General features: G+C 33.5%; 21 protein-coding genes and 1 pseudogene. 3 read left to right on the plus strand and 19 right to left on the minus strand.

Annotated elements, in window-relative coordinates; all coding sequences use genetic code 11:
* Positions 1–16: 16 nt before the first annotated feature.
* From ACX9TM_RS14595 to ACX9TM_RS14680, 18 genes and pseudogenes are all read right to left on the minus strand, one after another.
* Positions 17–1,003, minus strand: a complete 987-nt coding sequence (locus ACX9TM_RS14595) for an aliphatic sulfonate ABC transporter substrate-binding protein (RefSeq protein ID WP_065212606.1) — start codon at positions 1,001–1,003, stop codon at positions 17–19.
* Between the two features lie 17 nt (positions 1,004–1,020).
* On the minus strand, positions 1,021–1,776 hold the full coding sequence (locus ACX9TM_RS14600) for an ABC transporter ATP-binding protein (protein ID WP_065212605.1): 756 nt from the start codon (positions 1,774–1,776) through the stop codon (positions 1,021–1,023).
* Positions 1,777–2,016: 240 nt separating this feature from the next.
* Complete coding sequence (locus ACX9TM_RS14605) at positions 2,017–2,745, minus strand: hypothetical protein (RefSeq protein ID WP_000691336.1); 729 nt, start codon at positions 2,743–2,745, stop codon at positions 2,017–2,019.
* Positions 2,742–3,332, minus strand: coding sequence for a TetR/AcrR family transcriptional regulator (locus ACX9TM_RS14610; protein WP_000822620.1), 591 nt, complete (start codon positions 3,330–3,332; stop codon positions 2,742–2,744). The genes ACX9TM_RS14605 and ACX9TM_RS14610 overlap by 4 nt, the downstream gene beginning before the upstream one ends.
* Positions 3,333–3,571: 239 nt before the next feature.
* Positions 3,572–4,081: a ribonuclease FAU-1 family protein gene (locus tag ACX9TM_RS14615; RefSeq protein ID WP_001037883.1), complete on the minus strand. Its 510-nt coding sequence runs from the start codon at positions 4,079–4,081 to the stop codon at positions 3,572–3,574.
* Between the two features lie 205 nt (positions 4,082–4,286).
* Positions 4,287–5,342, minus strand: coding sequence for a hypothetical protein (locus tag ACX9TM_RS14620; protein ID WP_072769976.1), 1,056 nt, complete (start codon positions 5,340–5,342; stop codon positions 4,287–4,289).
* Between the two features lie 12 nt (positions 5,343–5,354).
* Positions 5,355–5,828, minus strand: a complete 474-nt coding sequence (locus ACX9TM_RS14625) for a tetratricopeptide repeat protein (protein ID WP_000400636.1) — start codon at positions 5,826–5,828, stop codon at positions 5,355–5,357.
* A gap of 141 nt (positions 5,829–5,969) precedes the next feature.
* Complete coding sequence (locus ACX9TM_RS14630; protein WP_000676726.1) at positions 5,970–6,659, minus strand: phosphopantothenoylcysteine decarboxylase domain-containing protein; 690 nt, start codon at positions 6,657–6,659, stop codon at positions 5,970–5,972.
* Between the two features lie 15 nt (positions 6,660–6,674).
* Positions 6,675–7,478 (minus strand): AAC(3) family N-acetyltransferase, encoded by an 804-nt coding sequence (locus ACX9TM_RS14635; protein ID WP_000783346.1) that lies wholly within the window; start codon positions 7,476–7,478, stop codon positions 6,675–6,677.
* Between the two features lie 230 nt (positions 7,479–7,708).
* Positions 7,709–8,110, minus strand: a complete 402-nt coding sequence (locus ACX9TM_RS14640; RefSeq protein ID WP_001053116.1) for a GNAT family N-acetyltransferase — start codon at positions 8,108–8,110, stop codon at positions 7,709–7,711.
* Between the two features lie 56 nt (positions 8,111–8,166).
* Positions 8,167–9,105, minus strand: coding sequence for a DMT family transporter (locus tag ACX9TM_RS14645; RefSeq protein WP_065212603.1), 939 nt, complete (start codon positions 9,103–9,105; stop codon positions 8,167–8,169).
* A gap of 402 nt (positions 9,106–9,507) precedes the next feature.
* Positions 9,508–10,032, minus strand: coding sequence for a DinB family protein (locus ACX9TM_RS14650; protein ID WP_063220333.1), 525 nt, complete (start codon positions 10,030–10,032; stop codon positions 9,508–9,510).
* Between the two features lie 15 nt (positions 10,033–10,047).
* The gene (locus ACX9TM_RS14655) at positions 10,048–10,548 is read right to left on the minus strand and encodes a GNAT family N-acetyltransferase (protein WP_000620314.1); all 501 of its coding nucleotides are present in this window, start codon (positions 10,546–10,548) and stop codon (positions 10,048–10,050) included.
* Between the two features lie 43 nt (positions 10,549–10,591).
* A complete protein-coding gene (locus tag ACX9TM_RS14660; protein WP_063220332.1) occupies positions 10,592–11,128 on the minus strand; it encodes a GNAT family N-acetyltransferase in 537 nt (178 codons plus the stop codon).
* Positions 11,085–11,845 (minus strand): annotated as a pseudogene (locus ACX9TM_RS14665) (nucleotidyltransferase domain-containing protein). Before ACX9TM_RS14665 ends, ACX9TM_RS14660 begins: the two are co-directional and overlap by 44 nt.
* Positions 11,846–11,861: 16 nt before the next feature.
* On the minus strand, positions 11,862–12,545 hold the full coding sequence (locus ACX9TM_RS14670) for a DNA alkylation repair protein (protein WP_000923471.1): 684 nt from the start codon (positions 12,543–12,545) through the stop codon (positions 11,862–11,864).
* A gap of 450 nt (positions 12,546–12,995) precedes the next feature.
* Positions 12,996–13,385 carry a VOC family protein gene (locus tag ACX9TM_RS14675; RefSeq protein ID WP_000800667.1) on the minus strand — a complete coding sequence of 130 codons (390 nt, stop codon included), beginning with the start codon at positions 13,383–13,385 and terminating at the stop codon, positions 12,996–12,998.
* 188 nt (positions 13,386–13,573) lie between these two features.
* Positions 13,574–14,395: an MBL fold metallo-hydrolase gene (locus tag ACX9TM_RS14680; protein ID WP_000371021.1), complete on the minus strand. Its 822-nt coding sequence runs from the start codon at positions 14,393–14,395 to the stop codon at positions 13,574–13,576.
* A 292-nt stretch (positions 14,396–14,687) separates the two neighbouring features.
* Here ACX9TM_RS14680 and ACX9TM_RS14685 point away from each other — a divergent pair, with 292 nt between their 5' ends.
* The 3 genes from ACX9TM_RS14685 to ACX9TM_RS14695 all read left to right on the plus strand — a co-directional run bounded on the left by ACX9TM_RS14685 (position 14,688) and on the right by ACX9TM_RS14695 (position 17,120).
* Positions 14,688–15,515, plus strand: a complete 828-nt coding sequence (locus tag ACX9TM_RS14685; protein WP_000551452.1) for a peptidoglycan-N-acetylglucosamine deacetylase — start codon at positions 14,688–14,690, stop codon at positions 15,513–15,515.
* Positions 15,516–15,672: 157 nt separating this feature from the next.
* Entirely contained in the window at positions 15,673–16,335 is a 663-nt protein-coding gene (locus ACX9TM_RS14690) for a DUF3841 domain-containing protein (RefSeq protein ID WP_000637704.1), read from the plus strand.
* Between the two features lie 110 nt (positions 16,336–16,445).
* Entirely contained in the window at positions 16,446–17,120 is a 675-nt protein-coding gene (locus tag ACX9TM_RS14695; protein ID WP_000346930.1) for a TerC family protein, read from the plus strand.
* A 56-nt stretch (positions 17,121–17,176) separates the two neighbouring features.
* On the opposite strand, the gene ltaS is transcribed toward ACX9TM_RS14695, so the two are convergent.
* A complete protein-coding gene (gene ltaS / locus ACX9TM_RS14700; protein ID WP_000808770.1) occupies positions 17,177–19,150 on the minus strand; it encodes a lipoteichoic acid synthase in 1,974 nt (657 codons plus the stop codon).
* Between the last annotated feature and the right edge of the window lie 342 nt (positions 19,151–19,492).

The raw sequence follows: 19,492 nt of genomic DNA on the forward strand, positions 1-19,492 counted from the left end.
TTTACAAAACCTCTTTTCACTTCGCTTTCAATGCTTTTTCTACGAAAAAATTATCTACAACTTTTTCCGCCTTAATTTCTTTCTTTATAGAACCGAGCTTATATTGAAAATCCGCTGTCTTTTGTTGTTCTGCTATTATTTCCTTCGTTACCGGAACTAAAATTGGTTTGTCGTGATTAAACACTTCTTTTACGATCTCCGCATCTATCTTTTTTACAGAAGTATATACTTTTATTGCTTCATCTAAGTTAGCATCTTGCCATACACGTGCTTTCTCATAAACTTTGAGGAATTTCTCAACTAATTCTGGATGTTCTTTCGCAAATTTTGTTCTCGTAATTAAAAATTCTGGTGAAGAGACATTTAATGTTTCACCGTCTGCAATCACCTTCGCACCTTTATTTAACGTATGTAATGATATGAAAGGGTCCCAAATCGCCCATGCATCTACTGATCCTGATTCGAATGCAGGCTGCGCTTCATCTGGTTGTAATTGAATGACATTTACCTCTTTTGCATCAATCCCTTCTTTATCAAGTGCTCGATACAATAAATTAAAGGCACTACTTCCTTTTGCTACTGCAATTTTTTTACCTTTTAACTCTTTTACACTCGCAATCTTGCTATCTTTTTGAACGAGAATTCCAGTTCCTTTTCTCGCATAACTTGTATTGGCGATTTCGGTAAATCCAATACCTGCTGCTTGCGCTGAAATGACTGGAGAATTCCCTACTTCACCAAAGTCTAATCGGTTTGATGCGATTGCTTCAAAATAAGGAGGTCCACTTTGGAACTCTATCCATTTCACTTTAACTCCTTCTTTTTTAAACTCCTCTTCAAACCACCCCTTTTTCTTTGCTAGTAATAGCGGGCTTAACCCTTGCTGTATACCAATTTGTATTGTTACATCTTCTTTCTTACTACTTGCTGTACTTTTTTCACATCCTAATAAACATACTGATATAGCTAAAGCAAAAGAAAGAATTTTTAATTTTTTATACATATAAAATCACCCTTTTCCTATATACTTGTTTGAATCAACCCTCCATATTCAAACTGCTGTAATACTTTCGTTCGAAGTTGTTGGAACGATTGAGAAGTTTTATTTCGCGGATAAGGCAAATTATTTTCAATCACTTTATGTATTTTCCCTGGTTTTGCACTCATAATGATGATTCGGTTTGAAAGATATATCGCTTCGTCTATATCATGTGTAACGAATATCATTGTTGTTTTCTTCTGCTCCCAAATATTTAGCAATACTTCTTGTAAATGACTTCGAGTAAAAGCATCCAGCGCTCCAAAAGGTTCATCAAGTAATAATACATTTGGATCTCTTAATAACGCTCTCGCTATCGCAACACGTTGTGACATCCCGCCTGAAATTTCTTTCGGATACGATTTTTCAAAGCCATCTAACCGAACGATTTCAACCCATTCTCTCACCTTATCTTTCACATACTTATCTTTTAACGACAAATCTGCCGCTATATTTTCTTCAACTGTTAACCATGGAAAAAGCCTATGTTCTTGAAAAATAAAACCTTGTTTCTTGCTCGTTTTTAAGATAGGCTCCCCGTCAATAACAACTTCACCTTCAAAATCATTATCTAGACCTGCAACAATTTTTAGTAATGTACTTTTTCCGCACCCACTCGGACCAATTACTGTAACAAAATCCCCTTCCTCTAATTGAAAATTAATATTCTCTAGCACTTGAACCATACCAGTTTGTTTCAAAAAATATTTTGATACCCCATCAATTGAAACAGTCATTTCTTCCCCTCCTTAAAATGATTCATATAAATGAACAGATTCAGTATTTGTGCAATAAAAAAACCAAAGGCATTTTATCTGTTGATAAAATGCCTTTGGTTTCTCCAATCAGCAATACGTTATGGAATTAAGTACATATTATACAAATATTTCCGATAAGTCAACTAGGTTTTATTAAAACATACATATGATTTGTTTGAACATTTTACTTTTGTTTATTTAAACGATATCGTTTACTTACTATTTTTTCTGATCTTTAATCCACTGTAACCAATAAGAAAACTCACACGCTAAATGCATTTGATGGGATTTAATTAGACTATTAGGACAAAGGGCTGGGAACTCAACAACTAGACTTACTTCTATCCCTGTATCAGTATCTTTAAATTGATGTCGAACTCCACCAATAGTAGTACCATCTTTCATACGTGCAACACCTGTTGATTGGTATTGATAAGATTTATCTCTCGGTGTTTTCAATCCGGTTTCGTCACCAAAAACAATGAAAAATTGAACTGGAAACGGAGAATTACCAGTAGTTTCGATAACCTCTAATTCATTTTCCCCAAAGGGTCTTAGTACATAGTGATCAGGACAAGCAGATAAATTCACTTTGTTATTTTCACGTGATTGTTCAAGCATCAAACTATCAATTCCATGTATAGCTACTTCTGCTGTAATCCCGTCTAAATAAATACTAGTTTTTGAAAATTTTCGTCTATCGCCAGATAAAAGAGTACAGATACGCATACCTAATGCACTTAATCTAAGTTTTGATTTCAACTTTTCGTACATTTCATTGTATGTATATCGCAACTTTATTTCCGTTAGCTGTTTTATCATGACGTCTGTATCATTTATTTCAAGCTCTTTATGTCCTAATGTATATAATACTTTTTTTATCCGTTCTCTTTTCCATTTTATAAGTTGCTCTTGTGAGATATTATTTCCATCGATAATAATTTTCATAAACTTTCTCCTTCCTTTTGATTGTATCGTAGTGTAGTTAATACTAAATTAACCATTTCATGTTTTGTATCTAGATTCAACTTTACTTCTGAATGAGCAATACTGTTAAGACCGTATAAAATAAATCCAGAAGCTAATAATGAGTTATCAGTATAAAAAATCCCTGTTTTCACTCCCTCTTCAATTACTTGTCTAATTAACGGTTGCATACGTGCGAATAATTTCTGTTCCAGTTGAAAATGTTGTTCCGTCTGAAACGAACTCACATTTTTATAAGGTGCTAACTTTTCAATAAATGTCCAAAATATATCTAGTGAATCTTTCATCTTTTGCATGACAGACCGTTCATTTGAAACAAGTATTTCTTCAATTAACTCCATATTTTTCACAATACAGTCATTTAAAACTTCATCAACAAAATTCTCTTTAGACTTGAAGTAATAATAAAATAAGCCCGTTGCTACACCTGCATGATTCACAACATCTTTTATGCCAAATCCTTTCATACCATTTTTCATATATAGTTCAAAACCAATATCCATTAACTCTTGGCGTCTTACATCTGGTTCTTTTGATATTCTTTTCATACGTCATCTCCTACACTGTTTTCACCACGACTGAATCTGATTCAATCATAAACGACTGAACTTGATTCAGTCAATATTGTTTCATAAATTTAAAATCGATTTAATAACTAAGCGACGAAATTTCTACAAAAAAAGAGTAATCTCAAGAGATATGCTACTAACCTTAGATTGATCAAAAAAGTTAGATCATATAACTTGAGACTACTCATTTCCATTCAAAATATTTATGTAATTAAATTTTATTTCCTCCGCACCCTGGCTGTCTCCAAAACTATTGGTGGAAGCTCTTTTTGAATGATTTCTTTTAATTCATAAAGAGCTTTCTTCACATAACCACCTTCGAAATTTCCTAATGGTTCTGGTAATTCATCCTCATCCAATATGAAGTATTCTCCATTTGGAAGTACCATAATATCGATGATTAAATCTTCAAAGGAAACCACTTCATCTTTTATTTGTGTGTTTTTTACGATATTAAAATAGGAACCTAAATACTTTCCTTTTATATCTCTCCATACGTATAAATTGTACGGACGATCTCTCCAGTAATATGCGATTGTATAACTCCCTTTTGGGATTGTTAACTTAGTATCATTTGCAGTCATTGTAAATGAATACTGCACCTCGTGAAATAAAACGATACTTTGTGATTGCTTTTCAAGTAATAAGCAATTGTGATCTACTATTGTTGAGTTATACCGGATTTTTCTTTCTATAATTTCAATTTTCGATGTAAGTAACTTATTCATTATTTTGTTTCCCCTTATGCTAGTTCTATCCTCAATTATATCTATTTATGTAGTGATAAAGAAGTGTATAGTTTTTTATATAATGATTTATACAAGTACATAATAAAAACTCCTTCTTATTTAGAAAGAGTTTTTCACTATCCATGTTTCATATTTTTTCACTTCTAACGGAAACTCATTTGTTTTCATGCAACTAACAGTACTATTACTCATGTTTTAACTTTTCCTTAACCGCATCATAAAATTTTCGTTCTTCATCAACATTTAAGTAAACACGACTTACTGTTTTAGAAAAGCCGTATAACAACTGCGCTTTCACTGGCTCTTTTAATGTTATTTCAAAAGTAGCAGGTTCTTTTATGAACCCCATAACAGTTGCATCCAATACCTGCTTCCCTTCTTTTGCCGTTAGCAATTCACCCTTGTAGAACGCAATATTATCAATTTGTGTAAATGGCATAACAATTTTCTTTCCTAATCCGATTTGAATGATTACTTGTTCTTCTGTTACGACAAGTGGATTTTTGCGCATCGCTTGTATTTCAGCTATAAAATAAATCATCGCGTATATATTTAAAATAAGTAAAATCCATGCTATTACTGGATTCCACTGATGTAGTAAATAATGAAAACCAATGCTTTCAATTGCTGTTGCGTGAATAATCATGATATACACACCTATAGCACCAGTCTTTTTATGATATGAGTATACAGATTTACCTGTTGGTACTTTTTCACGCCACGATAAAAACGCATAATAGATTAACTTACACTCTGTTAGAATGACATCTATTAACTTACCTCTTTTCATAGTAGTGTCAAACGCTGCATCAATTGCATAAGAAAAGGAATAATTTTCTCTTCTATATTCTTTATATTTTTTTATTATTTTAGGAAGCACTCTAACAATTTTATAGAGAAGGAATAATTCTAGACCTACAAATGCAATTTCAGCCGCAACAATAATATAAGAGATGAATGAAAAAGCTTGTAAATAATCACTTGGAATAATAAATCTTGCAAAAATATAACCAGCTATTACAACAGGAACTATATATGTTAACGAGTATCTTTTTCGAATAATGAAGAAATATGTGATGATTGGAATGACAAACAAGCAATCTAATAATGACCCAAGCACAACTTCTTTCGGCGCAACTGGTACAATTGGAAGGGCATACAATAAATAGTTTGATAGCATAATTAAAGAGACGAGTCCAATCCAAATACCTTTTCGCCTTCGTGATAGTGTAACCTTCATACGTTCACTCCTTTATTTAAAAACCTCATTTAAATGGTCTTTATAAAATGAAATGGCACGTTCAAATTCTTTTACTTCCTCTACTTTCACGACAGTTTCAAGTAATAATTTCATCGCTGATTCGTGATCGTTTACGTTATATTTTGCTAATGATAAAAATACTTTCATCGGAGCGTTCTCTGGAAATTTTTTCACCCCAGCTTCTAATACTGTAATTGCCTTTTCATATTCCCCTATACAACGATATGTACTTCCTAAACCAATATAAGCACCGCAAAGCGATTCGCCATCAAGTCCATTTGCGATTGCCTGCTCATAATACGGAACTGCTTCTGTTTCTAGCCCCATTACATCATGTATCCACGCACACTGATACAGTACTTCTGCATCCTTTGTAAAGTTTGTTAATCCTATAAGCATCTCTTTAGACTGCGCATATTTCTTTTCATTTCTAAGTTTAATAGCTTGCTTTAATAAATGTTCCATAGAATCCACTCCTCACCAATTATTCTGTGTATAGCTCTTGATTGGTATACGCTTCACATTCGTGTAAAAGTAAAATTCCCACCAATTAAAGTTTCGCTTACTTATTACTATGCGGATTCATTCTCATCTAAAAACTTAATTTTAAAAAGCAGTGACACGATTACATAATACCTCTAAGCTTTTGACAATTTCTTTCGCTGTTTCATCTTTCCCATTACACAACTTCCCTTTACCATCCTGTCCAATTACATAATGCACAGCCCCGCGCGAATATAAAGAATGTGGTGAATTCGCAATCATTACATTCGCCCTTGCTTCTTTCATTCTATTTTTTGCTCTTTCAAACAGTTCTTCTTCATTTAAATCACTTTCAAGTTTAAAACCAACAAGTACTGTTTCTGGGTCCCATTCTTTTATTTGTTTTAATACCTTTGGAGCCTTTTGAAAGTGAATAATCGGTGCTATATCACTTGAAATTTTTCCGTTCATATTAAGAACATTACCATCTTGATCACAAATTTTCTCTACAATCCAATCTGATCCAGCCGCTGCCATAATGACTGCATCAACCTTTTCATGTGATATGATACTTTTCATTTTATCTTGTAAATCAACGATTCCTTCAAATGGATGTAATTCTAACCCTCTATGTACATCACTCGGTTTCTCCGCAAAATAACCGTGTAAATATATAACATGTGCCCCTTTAGCTAGAAGTTCTTCTGCGATTATCCTTCCGATTGTACCTTTGGCCATATTCGTATGCCCGCGTACTTGATCCCATTTTTCTAGACAACCACCGCTCGTAATTAATACCTTTTTCCCCTTCATTGTAACCATCCCTTACTAATTTTTCTTACGAAACCATTCTGTTCCAAAGTCAACTATATCACGCTGTTTCATTAGACGACACGTTGCATTCCCTATCTTCCCATTTTTTACAGTTCCTTTTCGCTCAAACTCCACACCAATTTCTACAAACTTCTCAGATTCGTAATCCATTTCAACAAACTCTTTCCACACTCTTTCACCGTTTTCTATAATAGGTGCTCCTACTTGTATTAACTCACATGCACCAGAACGCACCTCGGATAAATGAACAGACGTATTGGAATCATATCCAACACCAATTAATAATACGTACCCGTCTAAATCATATATTTTTCTTAATGGAGATTCTTCTCCAAAGCTCATTGATAACGAATGGTTCATTGTTATTTCTACTGCATGTTTTCCCCATGCAGCAAAACTTCCTAACGGATGATTACTACGTACTACATTCGGATATGTACGAAAACATTCAACTATTTCACCCATTCCCCTTGTTGGGGTTATACGTGAATCAAATGCTGGGACGTTATCTCGGATAATTTGCCACCAGTCTTCCGGTACAGGTGGTCTTGACCAATGTTTCGGATCGGACAAATCCGAAGATTGCGTTGGCATTATTATCGTTCCTTCTTCCGTAACAACTTTCATTAATGCTTCTACTACAGCAACGGCACCACCAGATATCCACCCGATAGAACTTAGTGATGAATGAACGATAATTGTCATTCCTTTTTCGACTCCTAATGCTTTTAAATCTTTTGTTATTGTTTCGATTGTATTTGGAAATTGTGTACTTGCTACTATTTCATTCATTTTCATATTGGTTCCCCCACTAGCCACGTAAATTTAAACTTTTATATAAATATATTATCATATTTTTCTTAATTTTTAACTTAATCATATTCATTACTACAAAAATATGTATATTATTATACTGAAGCCTCAAAACTCTATTAAAATCGTAGATAATGATGAGCGAGAGTTTTTTTGAAATGAAGAAAAATGTAAATCCTATTTTTTCAAACTATACTCCATATGCATATTTTATACTATTTTTCCATGTAACAATGAAGTCTTTCTATCCCTGGATATTTTTCTCCTAAACTTTTAACTTGAAAACCAATTCTTTTATAAAATTCTACCGCCCCATCGTCTGTCTCCGCTTCTATATAAGTCAATTGATATATCCTTACCACTTCTTTAATCATTTGCAGTGCAATTCCTTTTTGACGATAATCTGGAGCCACTGCTATATGACATATGCGTGCTTTAGTTTCTCCGATTATTTCAATACCTAGACAAGCTTTTTCTTCATATTTGTACAAAGTCCCTTTATTACTTTGATAAAATATTACTGCCTTCTTTAAGCTTATTTCATTTGGACCGACGGCATATTGTAGCACATTTAATATTGAATCTTTCTCAATTTGTTTAACACACTGTAAATTCATACTTTCATCCCTTTCTATGAAAAAAGACTAGCTCTTAATAAAAAGAGCTAATCTCATTACGCCGTTATTTTTTCTTCTTTTTTTACAACGACAGCCACATAACTATGAAGTATCATTCCAATAATAACGAGACTCATACCAATCCAAGATAATGATGATGGGATTGGTGCAGATAACCAGATCAACTCTCCTACTAGCGCAAATAAAACTTCACCAGACTGCGTCGCTTCCACTGTTGCTAATTTTTGCGGATCATCTTTCACAAGATCTGTTGCAAAGAAAAATAATACTGTCGCGATTAACCCAGAGCTAACTGCTACAATAAAACATTGAAAAACTTGGCTATTTGACGGTAATCCGCCTGTTGATACTTCGTAACCAGATAATAAAAACCAAAATGGTAAACTTGCTAATGTCATACCGAGTACTCGCTGAAATACATCTAATTCCCCTTTACAAACTTGCATCATTTTTCTATTTCCAAGAGGATATGCAAATGCTGCAATAAGTACAGGAACTACACATAAAACGGTTTCACGAATACCTAATGAAGAAGCATGTTCTACTTGCATGAGAACGACACCGAATAAAATAATGCCCGACATTACTAATTCCTTCATCGGAAGTTTTTTATGTAGTGGATCCACCGCAAAAAATGGTGTTAACAAAATCCCTGCAACGATTGTAATTTGCCATGTTGATGCAACGAGCCAACCTGGTCCGAACGCTCCAGCAAAACTAAGCGGTGCATAAAAGAGACCAAATCCAACGATACTCCACACTAACCATTCTTTCGGATTGTTTTTCATATATTGAAAGAGTTGCTTTAAGTTCCCTCTATACATAACAATAAGTAATAGCATTGGAACCATAAAATAATACCGTAATGATGCACTCCAAATCCAGCTTCCACCTTCTAAGTCCATTGCCCTGTTTAAAACAAAAGTAAAGGCAAAGAAAAATGATGCCAGTATCCCTATAACAATTGCTTTCATTGTAAAACCCCTTGTATTTAATTTTTTATCTCTATGACCTATATTTTAGTATACGCGATGAAAAATCTACATTCAAACTTACATTTCACTTTAGGATGATGAAGGAATTGTAGTAGATTTACATGGGAATAAAGTGCATTGGTATGAAATCGAGGCCATTACATATCAAAACTTTCAAGGGTCAAAATCTACTTTAATCTCGACCCACTATACTCACCATGAAAATATACGCATCCGCTATAAAAGATGGCTACCAACTATTTCACATTCAATTTACTGGTTTTCTATTGAGAAACCAAAAGATTATCATAAAAATTTAATGCTAGCTTGGGAAGAAAAGCGAACGAATAAAAACAAACGCCTCCTTTAATTATTATTTAGGGGCGTTCGTTCATTCAAAAATTAAAGAATATGTAGTTTATATTCTCTGTATAATTTCCTCAATCGACTTATATGAGCTTGATGATACCGATTATGATCTGCTATATGCCATATTCCCCATCTTATTGTCGCGTTTTCCCCTTTTTCATACAAAACTTCCCGCGTTAAATCAGTTTCTGTTAGTTTCATACATTCTTCATAAAACAATTTTTGCACTGCTTCATAATCTTGCATTAACTCTTGCAATGTGTTTTTTCTTAAACTTGGTAATTCTCCTACTTCATTTAACATAGGACCATATTTATTTTCAAATGCTGGCGGAACATCTTCTCCCTTGAAACGATACACCCAATGTAAATCAACAACTGCTAAATGCTGAAGTAACTGCCCAATACTATTTTCATTATTTTCAGACCCTTTATAGGATAGTTCGTTCTCTTCAGTACCTTCGACTAACCTTTGCAATCTATTAAACGTATCAGCAACCGTCGCATACAAAATCGCTACTTGAGGGTCCATTTTACTTTCTAAATGGAGATCTTTCATACAAAACTTCCTCTCTTAAAAGAACAACACCATATGTTCATCATCACTATACACACCATTCATTTTTATAGCCCTTTTTTCAATTCCGTATGTTTTAAATCCCATTGACTCATATAATCGTTTGGCTGGTTCGTTCGTTGACACAACCCCTAAATTCAATTGCTCTAGCTTCATCTCTTTTGCCCTTTCAATTGCTTTACGTATTAAATCACGTGCAAGACCACTTCTTCGATTTTCAGTATCCACATACATTGCAACGATATGTCCTTTATGCTTATATGCGTCTTTTTCTTCTGTTAATAAAGTAACAACCCCAACTAAACGATTTTCATTATTAAAAGCACCAAATGTAAAACTACTGTTGGATGAAAGATTACTAGCAACTCGTTCAAGAGGGTTTTCTTGACGTACTGCTTCTTCATAAGTCGTTATAAATGCTTCTGGATTTACTTGTAGTGCTTGTAAACGCAACTCCCAATATTTTTTTGCATCCGCTTTTGTAAGTAATCGAATCATTTTATTTTCCCCTTTTTAATTTACATAATATTTTTATAGGTTATTATTTTTTTGATTCATACTCTTCTTTTAATATACTGTAACGATAGCGATGAATGAACTTTCCCTGTCTCAATCGATCATTTCTCATTAACCCTTCGCATACAAATCCGGCACTTTCATAACTCTTTTTAGCTTTTGTATTATCTTCATCTACACGTAACCAAATTTTCTCCAATTCAAACTGAGAAAAACCTATTTGTAACATGCTGTTTAGAGCTGCCATTCCAAATCCTTTACCCCAATAGTCTTTATTTCCAATCGCAATTCCTAGTTCAGCATTTTTATTTGTTTTATCAAAATTTTTAAGGTCTACCCATCCAATATGTATACCTGTCTCAGTAACGATTGCCCTTTGTTCATAACCATTTTTTCGGCTTATACAAGCTTCAATCCAGTTTCTCGTATCTCCACGAGTGAACGGAGGATATTGATCTGGTACGACTAAATGCTTTGTTACATCTCTATCTAATGACCATTGATAGCGATCTTCTACATCATCTAGTGTCAATTCTCTTAATTGAACATATGGTACATTCATTTTTTTCTCCTCTCTTTATTTACCAATAGAAAATCCTTCGAACACTCTTCCACCATACTGTTCTAACGTCTTTTCTATAAAATGAATTAATTCATTTTTCCCTCCCGTTTTATAAAAATGATCAAAAGCGGCTACAAATTTGTTTGCATATTGCTCATCATATCTTTTTAGCACTCTAATAAACCATTTTGAACTCCCAAGCCACTTACCATTTACTCTTAATACATATTCATGTACTAAATCGGCTAATAAATTAGCGATAAACAATTCTTCTTCTCTTTTTGTTGCACCAATAAAGTCATCTAAAGTATCCGTAATAAAATATCGCTTCTGCTTAATCGTTTCTTCGGTCCATTTAGCTGGTCCTTTATGTAGTAAATCATTCGCTTCTTTTTTTAATTTCTCAACAATTTCCTGTTCCCCTTTTAAGGCAATCCCTTCTGAAACTAATTGTGGTAACGACGGCCTCCCTCGATCACAATCCATTTTGAAAAAGGTTTTATATGTTTCGAAATTATGAACAAACACCTCAACAGGCCATCCATTACTATAGAAAGATTCTCTATAGCAAGAAGTTAAACTTTGATCGACTATTACAATGTCAAGGTCAGATGTTTTCGTCGCTTCTCCTCGTGCAACGCTTCCGCCGAGTAAAGCTACATCACAATTCGGAAATTGTAATGTAATTATGTTTTGTGCTGCTTCAATTGGTTTCATAACCGATCCTCTTTTCTTATTTCACTTTCTTTTTTTCAGCTCTTTCTCTCGCTTTTTTTATATAGCTTTCTGCATCTGGTGTTTTACATGATGTTGCACCATGATCAACCTCTATTTTTCCAATTTCACTTGCAATTTCAATCGCTTGTCGCTCTAAGTCTTCATTACGAATTCCTATTGCGATTAAAGCACTATTCATCGCTTCTTTTTTTCGATTTTTTTCATTATGTATATTTTCTTTAATCTCTTCTAAGTACGGAGAGAAGAAATCATCATGTAACGTTTTATTTTTAATCGCTATATTTGCTAATAAAGACCAGCCAGCTCTTCCAATCCATTCATCATTAGACTTTGTCCACTCTTCCATTCTTTCTATTGCAATTGGCGAAGTACATATAGATGTCATCAGAACATCCATTAAACAGTAATAATCAACATCCTGAATCCAACTATTAAGCTGTTCTGTCGTTATTTTTTTCGGGTCTAAAATATAAGTTGCTAATGTCATTGCGTCCATATTTTTCGTTTCCCACAATTCAACTGCTAAATCGTGATCTTTTTTTATCTTCTTTTTTAACAATTTTAAATTCGCAAAACTAACTCCAAATAACGGCTCTTTCGCTCCGTGGTTTTTATACGTTTTTCGATTTTGTTCTGTTCCATATTCCTCTAGTTGCCGCATTACTTCCTCAAGTAACATATACCCACCTCTTTATCTTTTATGTTGACTGTATATATGTATGTACGATATATTCTACATTACTTTTTGGTTTTCCTATATTTATTTTTAAAATACGGTATGTGAAATTTTTAAACATTGCACAGCTATACCATTAAAAAACTGTACATGTTAAACATACAGTTTTTTGATGGTATCAATTTTGCGTAGAATAAGATATAAACTACGAAAGAACTTTTAATAAGATGTGTATTTCCAACATGTTTAGAAAACGCTTCAAAATGGTTTACTATCATACTTTTATACCTCCTTCATAAATTATGTTTACTACATTTGTTCTTAGCCAAAATACTTTCTACATTTTAATAACTCTCTCAATAAAAATTTCTTATATAAAAATCCCTACAAACACTGTAGGGATTTATGTCTAAATCATTTTGTTACACTCTATTTCATATGAAAATAGTTTTCTTATTCAGATGCATTCATAAGCACAATTCTCCAACCGTCTGGATCCTCTATTGTGGTTCCTTTCTCTATCCAATACGGGTTTTCAGGTTCTACCTCATGATAGCCCATATTACTTAATCGATTCACTATCTTTTCAATTTCATCTTTAATAGGCATATAAAAAACTAGTAAATTATCTTTTGTCGGTGCCGGACATGGACTTCCATTAACATGTGTAGTAAACTCCAAATGATACTCTTCATCTGGTAAGCCAAACATAACCCCATCATATCCTTCATGATTGTGAAATTCCCCTATACGTTTTAAACCTAATCCTGTTTCATAAAAACTTATCACTTCTTCAAATTTATCTGTTGGTCTTGCAATTCTAAATTGAACCCAATTCTTCATGCAAATCTCCTCCTTTTCATTTTCCAAAGCTTTATAGTAATTAGTATAGGTTACATATATTCCTTTTAACATCCCTCATTAGTGTGAACTTCCTAAGTTGAAAGACCTATTAGTTAATAAACAATAGGACTTTAGTATAAAATTCATATAAAATTAGTTATATAAATATAGAGATGAATTACAAGCTATTACGTATGAAATAGTTCTCCTTGCAGGGCCTTTATATACCGATCAGCAGATCTTTGTACAGCTTTATTCGCATCTTCCACCACACCATGAAATGCATTATATAGTCGACTAAATTGGATATCTTTTACCTTCTCTGCCATATCTCTAACTTTATTCGCTGGTAATGGAATGAGATTGGGATAACTATACATAAAACTTACCCATTTCCGATCCGAAACTACTTGTATAATATCACCTGATAACAAAATACCTTTCCCTTCATTACCGTCTTTCCAATGTATAACAGTTCCACCCTTAAAATGGCCTCCTAAGCGATGCAATGTAAGTTCTTCCGATAATATCAGATGCTCCCCAGACCAAAATTTAATTTGCTTACTCGGACGAACCACCCACTCTTTATCATCTTCATGAATATAAATAGGTACATTGAATGTTTCCGCCCATTTAACTTGTGTAGAGTAATAATGTGGATGAGAAAGTGCTATTGCTTGAATACCACCTAAATCATATATACGTTGTATCGTTTTATCATCTAAATAACTAATGCAATCCCACATAACATTTAGAGTTTTACTTTGTATTAAAAATGCTGTTTGTCCAATCGCAAATTTAGGTTTAGTAGTAATGCTATACAAACCGCTTTCTTCTTTTATTATTTCGTTTTTGTATAAATTGCTATTTTGCATCGTTTCTAATGTTGTCCATGACTGCCCAATTGGATTAACATATTGTCTTTCCTCATTACAAATTTTACAGCGAGAAGGTGCTTCTTCATTTTCGGGATACTGTACTCCACATGTAGTGCAAATATAATTATCCATATTCCCACTCCTTTTTTCATGTAATTGTTTCTTTACCAATATTTTAATAAAAAACAAAAATATTCGAATCAATAATTGGAACGAAAATGAAATGATACGAAAGTATGATTTGGTGATTGAAAGTTTAAATAATAAAGTTTAAATTCATCCTATTTTTCAAAACTGCAATTGATATAAAATCTTGCATACTTTTGAATAAACTTTTTTACACTTGTAAAAAAGTTTTTTTGCATTTCCCTACCTATAATTGCTAATATAGTAGAGTAGAACTTTTATAGAGAGAAGGAAAATTATGCACAATGGAATTCGAATGACAACTTTAGTAAAAAGGGCTATGTTAGTTTGTGCGGGGGTATTATTCACATACGAAGTGGCTTTTGGATCAGTACATACTGCTCTAGCTAGTACAGAGGATGAAGCAAAATCTGTTCAACTTGTAAGTGAGATTCAAACATCTCTTGCTCCGAAAGAAGCTCCAAAACATTATAACGGGCAAGTTAGAAAAGTCGCTTATTTAACATTTGATGACGGTCCTGGAAAATACACAGCTGAGCTTTTAGATATGTTAAAGAAAGAAAATGCAAAAGCAACATTCTTCCTAATTGGTTCAAACGTAAAAGCTTTCCCTGATCTTGTAAAACGCGAAGATGCTGAAGGTCACTACGTTGGGATGCACAGTATGACTCATAACTACAAGAAACTTTACACTGAAGGTCATTACGTAGATGAAATGAAGGAAGACCAAGGCTTAATCGCTGGTGTTTTAGGTAAATCACCAGTATTAACTCGTCCATCTTACGGCTCTATGCCAGGATTAAACGAAGCTCTTCGCAACAAAGTTGTAGAAAATGGCTTAAAAGTTTGGGATTGGACAATTGATTCTTTAGACTGGAAATATAACAAAATGCAAGTTGATGCTGCATCTGCTAAAATTGTAGAAAACGTGTTACATGGTGCTACAAATCCAACAGAAGTTATCCTTATGCATGATATTCATCCACAATCAGTAAAAGCAGTTCCTGGAATTATTAAAGGACTGAAAGAAAAAGGATATGAATTAGAAGCATATAATGAGAACGAACACTTCCCATTAAACTTCTGGCATGATAATCGTATGTAATGAAAAGACTTGATTTCCTTTAGCTGGGAATCAAGTCTTTTTATCATTTTGGGAATTACTCCTCGTATATTCGACTCAAACTCCCCCTTCTCTAATATCAATAAAAATTCAAAATCACATGTTATACTATAATTTAGTTTAAATAAGTAGGTGCCATATGATCGTATATACAGTACAAACTGAAGAAGCATGGAAACAATTTAAGAAACTTGGTTATTTAGAGGGTAATAAAGAATTCATCGATCCAGACGATGTATATTCATATGACTGGATGGTGCGCGTCGCTAAAACAAGATTGCCTCATTACGAAGGTAACTATCCTATTTGGGTCTGGGAAGCAAATAATTACCCAAATCGAAATCATAAAGCTTGGGGTAGAACAAATTCAAAAATGGTAATTTTAACACTAGATGTACCGAAAGAATGGGTACTATGGAGTTATTTTGACTATTGGTGCTGTGCTATGACTGATGGATCAACATATTTACATACAAAAAATAAGTGTACTTTAGATGAATGGTATACATATATGGATAAAGAATACGGGATAATATTTGATTTCGACTATTTATTATCTCATCCTGATTGGTGTCTAGGTAAAGAGGATTCGTTAGAAAAACAAGGTGTTATCGGCAAAATACCCCTTTCCTTCGTGAAAAAAGTAAGACGTTTTCGTGCTAAGACAGATAAGTCTATTAGTAAAATCCGAAGTGATAACTGGGATAATAGAAAAGAAAACCGCATTAAAAAGATGAATCGAAAATTAAGAAAGCGAAACGATAAACAAAAAAGAATACAAAAGCGACTTATACGAAATTAAAACATATATCAAAATACAGTAAGAAATTATAGATTGAATATACAAATTCAATCCTATTTTTTATATTATCAACACTTTAGCACATATTACTCTTAAGGAGTGATGTGTATATGGATTTTCTTTCAGCCGAATATTTGTCCGCCCTACTTGCCATCATTGTAATTGATTTAGTGTTAGCCGGTGATAATGCCATTGTAATTGGATTAGCAGCAAGAAGATTACCGAAAGATCAGCAAAAGAAAGTTATTATATGGGGAACTATCGGGGCAATCGCAATTAGAGCCCTCGCTACCTTAGTTGTTGTTTGGTTGTTAAAAATACCAGGTCTACTTCTAATTGGTGGTGTACTCCTTATATGGATTGCTTATAAATTAATTGCTGAAGGCAAAGATCATGATATTAAGGCCGAAGAAGGATTTTGGTCTGCTATTAAAACCATTATTATTGCTGATGCGTTAATGGGCATCGATAATGTACTCGCTGTTGCAGGAGCTGCCCATGGTAACTTTTCTTTAGTAATCATCGGATTATTAGTGTCTATTCCAGTAGTCGTATGGGGCAGTACATTGATTTTAAAATGGGTAGATCGTTTTCCTGTCATCATTACGATTGGAGCAGCCGTTTTAGCTTATACTGCCGCGAAAATGATTGTAGATGAGAAATGGTTCGCTGGATTTTTCGAAAGTAACCCTTTCGTTAAATGGGCATTTATCATTATTATCATCATCGGTGTAGTTTTCTTCGGAAAGGCTAAACAAAAAGCAACAGCTGGCTCTGTCTCATAATGATGGTATATTTACAAATAAAAGGCGCTATTCATATGAATAGCGCCTTTTATTATTTATTTAGCTTCCCCTTCCGGAGTCGTTTTTACCTTCGTTTTGTTTTTATCGCGGTTGTTATAGTTATACTTCGAACGATCTACTGGAGTGAATCCTTCCGGTGTGTAGAATCGTAATAAGTCACCATTCACTACTTGGTCAGAGTATTTTAGTGAGTTTTGAACCATTTGTTCATTTTTCTTTATTTCATCTGTAAATTCTACAGGTTTTCCAGTAGTTGTATCATAGTATTTGCCGTTTAGTGCAGTAACTGTTGGGCTTACGTAGTTACCGTTACGGAACGCAACGACTTGTTTATGATCTGGTGATAATAAATCAGAGCCGAATTGAACATAATTCTTTGTATCTGTACCTAGTAAGTGTAATAGCGTTGGAAGAACGTCAATTTCACCACCGTATTGATGTTGTACGCCACCTTTCACTCCTGGTACACGAACGATTAATGGTACACGTTGTAACTGTGCATTTTCAAATGAGTTCATTTCTTTACCCATTACTTTTGACATTGCTGCGTTATGATTATCTGAAATACCGTAATGGTCTCCGTACATAACAATAATTGAGTTATCATATAAACCAGATTGTTTCAAGTAATCGATGAAGCCTTTTACAGATTCATCTAAATAGCGTGCTGTTTGGAAGTACGTATCTACTGATGAATCACCTGTTGTTGCTGGTTCAATCGTTGCTTCTGCCTTATCGATTGGATAAGGGAAATGGTTCGATAACGTAATAAACTTCGTATAGAACGGTTGTTTCAACGTTTGTAATAACGGAATAGATTCATTAAAGAACGGTTTATCTTTTAACCCGTAGTTTACTACGTCTTTTTCATTCATATCGTAGTATGACGCATCAAAGAATTTATTAAAACCAAATGATTTATAAATATCGTCACGGTTCCAGAATGTTTTGTAGTTACCGTGGAATACTGCTGATGTGTATCCTTGTTGTCCTAAAATAGCTGGTGCTGATTGATACGTATTATGAGATTTCGTTGTAAAGACAGAACCTTGCGGTAAACCAAACATTGAATTCTCTAACATAAACTCCGCATCAGATGTTTTCCCTTGTCCTGTTTGATGGAAGAAGTTATCAAAATAAAGTGTATTCGCATCTTTTGTAAATGAGTTTAAGAACGGTGTAACTTCTTGACCATTTAATTTGTAATCAATTAAGAAGTTTTGGAATGACTCTAAATGAATGTAAATTACGTTCATTCCCTTTCCTTTACCGAAATACTCAGGATTTGGACTTGCATAAGTTGATGTTAAATAATTTCGTACTTCTGTCATATTATCGCCATCAGCTAATGCTCGTTCTGTCGATGCTTTCGCACTTTGAATTCCATCATAAATTGTGTAGTTGTATGCACCTAAATATTTCACAATATAATTACGGTCAAACGTTCTTGTTAATAATTCAGGACGGTCAGACTCTGCAAGACCTAAGTTAACACTGAATAATAAAATACCTGCTACAAATACTAGAGATAATTTATGCTTCGCAACACGAATTGGTTTTGGATTTGCAAATTTTGTTGCGACTAACACAATTAATATAATCGTGTCTAAGAAGTATAATGGATCATAAAGATGTAGCAACGCAAGAATACTACCACCTAAATCTCCAAAGTTATTCGTTTGTGTTAATGTCGGGAACGTAATAAAGTCACTGAAAAAGCGATAGTATACTACGTTTGCGTATAAAAGAATCGACAATAACAAATTAATGATAATTAACCAAATATAAGATCGTTTCCCTTTTGCAAATAATGCAAGTCCTAAAAATAGAACTGCTGAACTAAGCGGGTTAAAAAACAGCAAGAATTTTTGAATTGTGTTTGAAATTCCTAAATTGAATTCCGTTACATAAGCTGCATATGTTTTGAGCCACAATAAAATAACGGCAAACAGAAAGAATCCAAAATGATTGCTTAACACGCTTTTGCTCTTTAATAAGAACTGTTTCATTTCTCCACCTCTTTTGATCATCCAAGGCTTATTTTTTTATAAGTCTGTCTCTCTATTCAAATTTTCTTCTTCAAATAGATTATCTTTATTTAACTATATGAAGAATATTAGTAATTATAATTTGAAGCTAGTATTTATTCAACTATTTCTTTCTAGACATTTTGACCTTGGTTTCTATTTAACAAAATAAATTTGTAACATTTCCTGTTTTCCCCCAAGATTCATCCACTAATTATGACACCCCATACTATATACCTTTATAAACTCATTCGCAAACTATTCTATCTCCAAATTTGGTACATATTTCACATGACAAAATAATACGATTTGATTATATTACTC

The sequence above is a fragment of the Bacillus sp. LH1 genome, assembly GCF_057924895.1.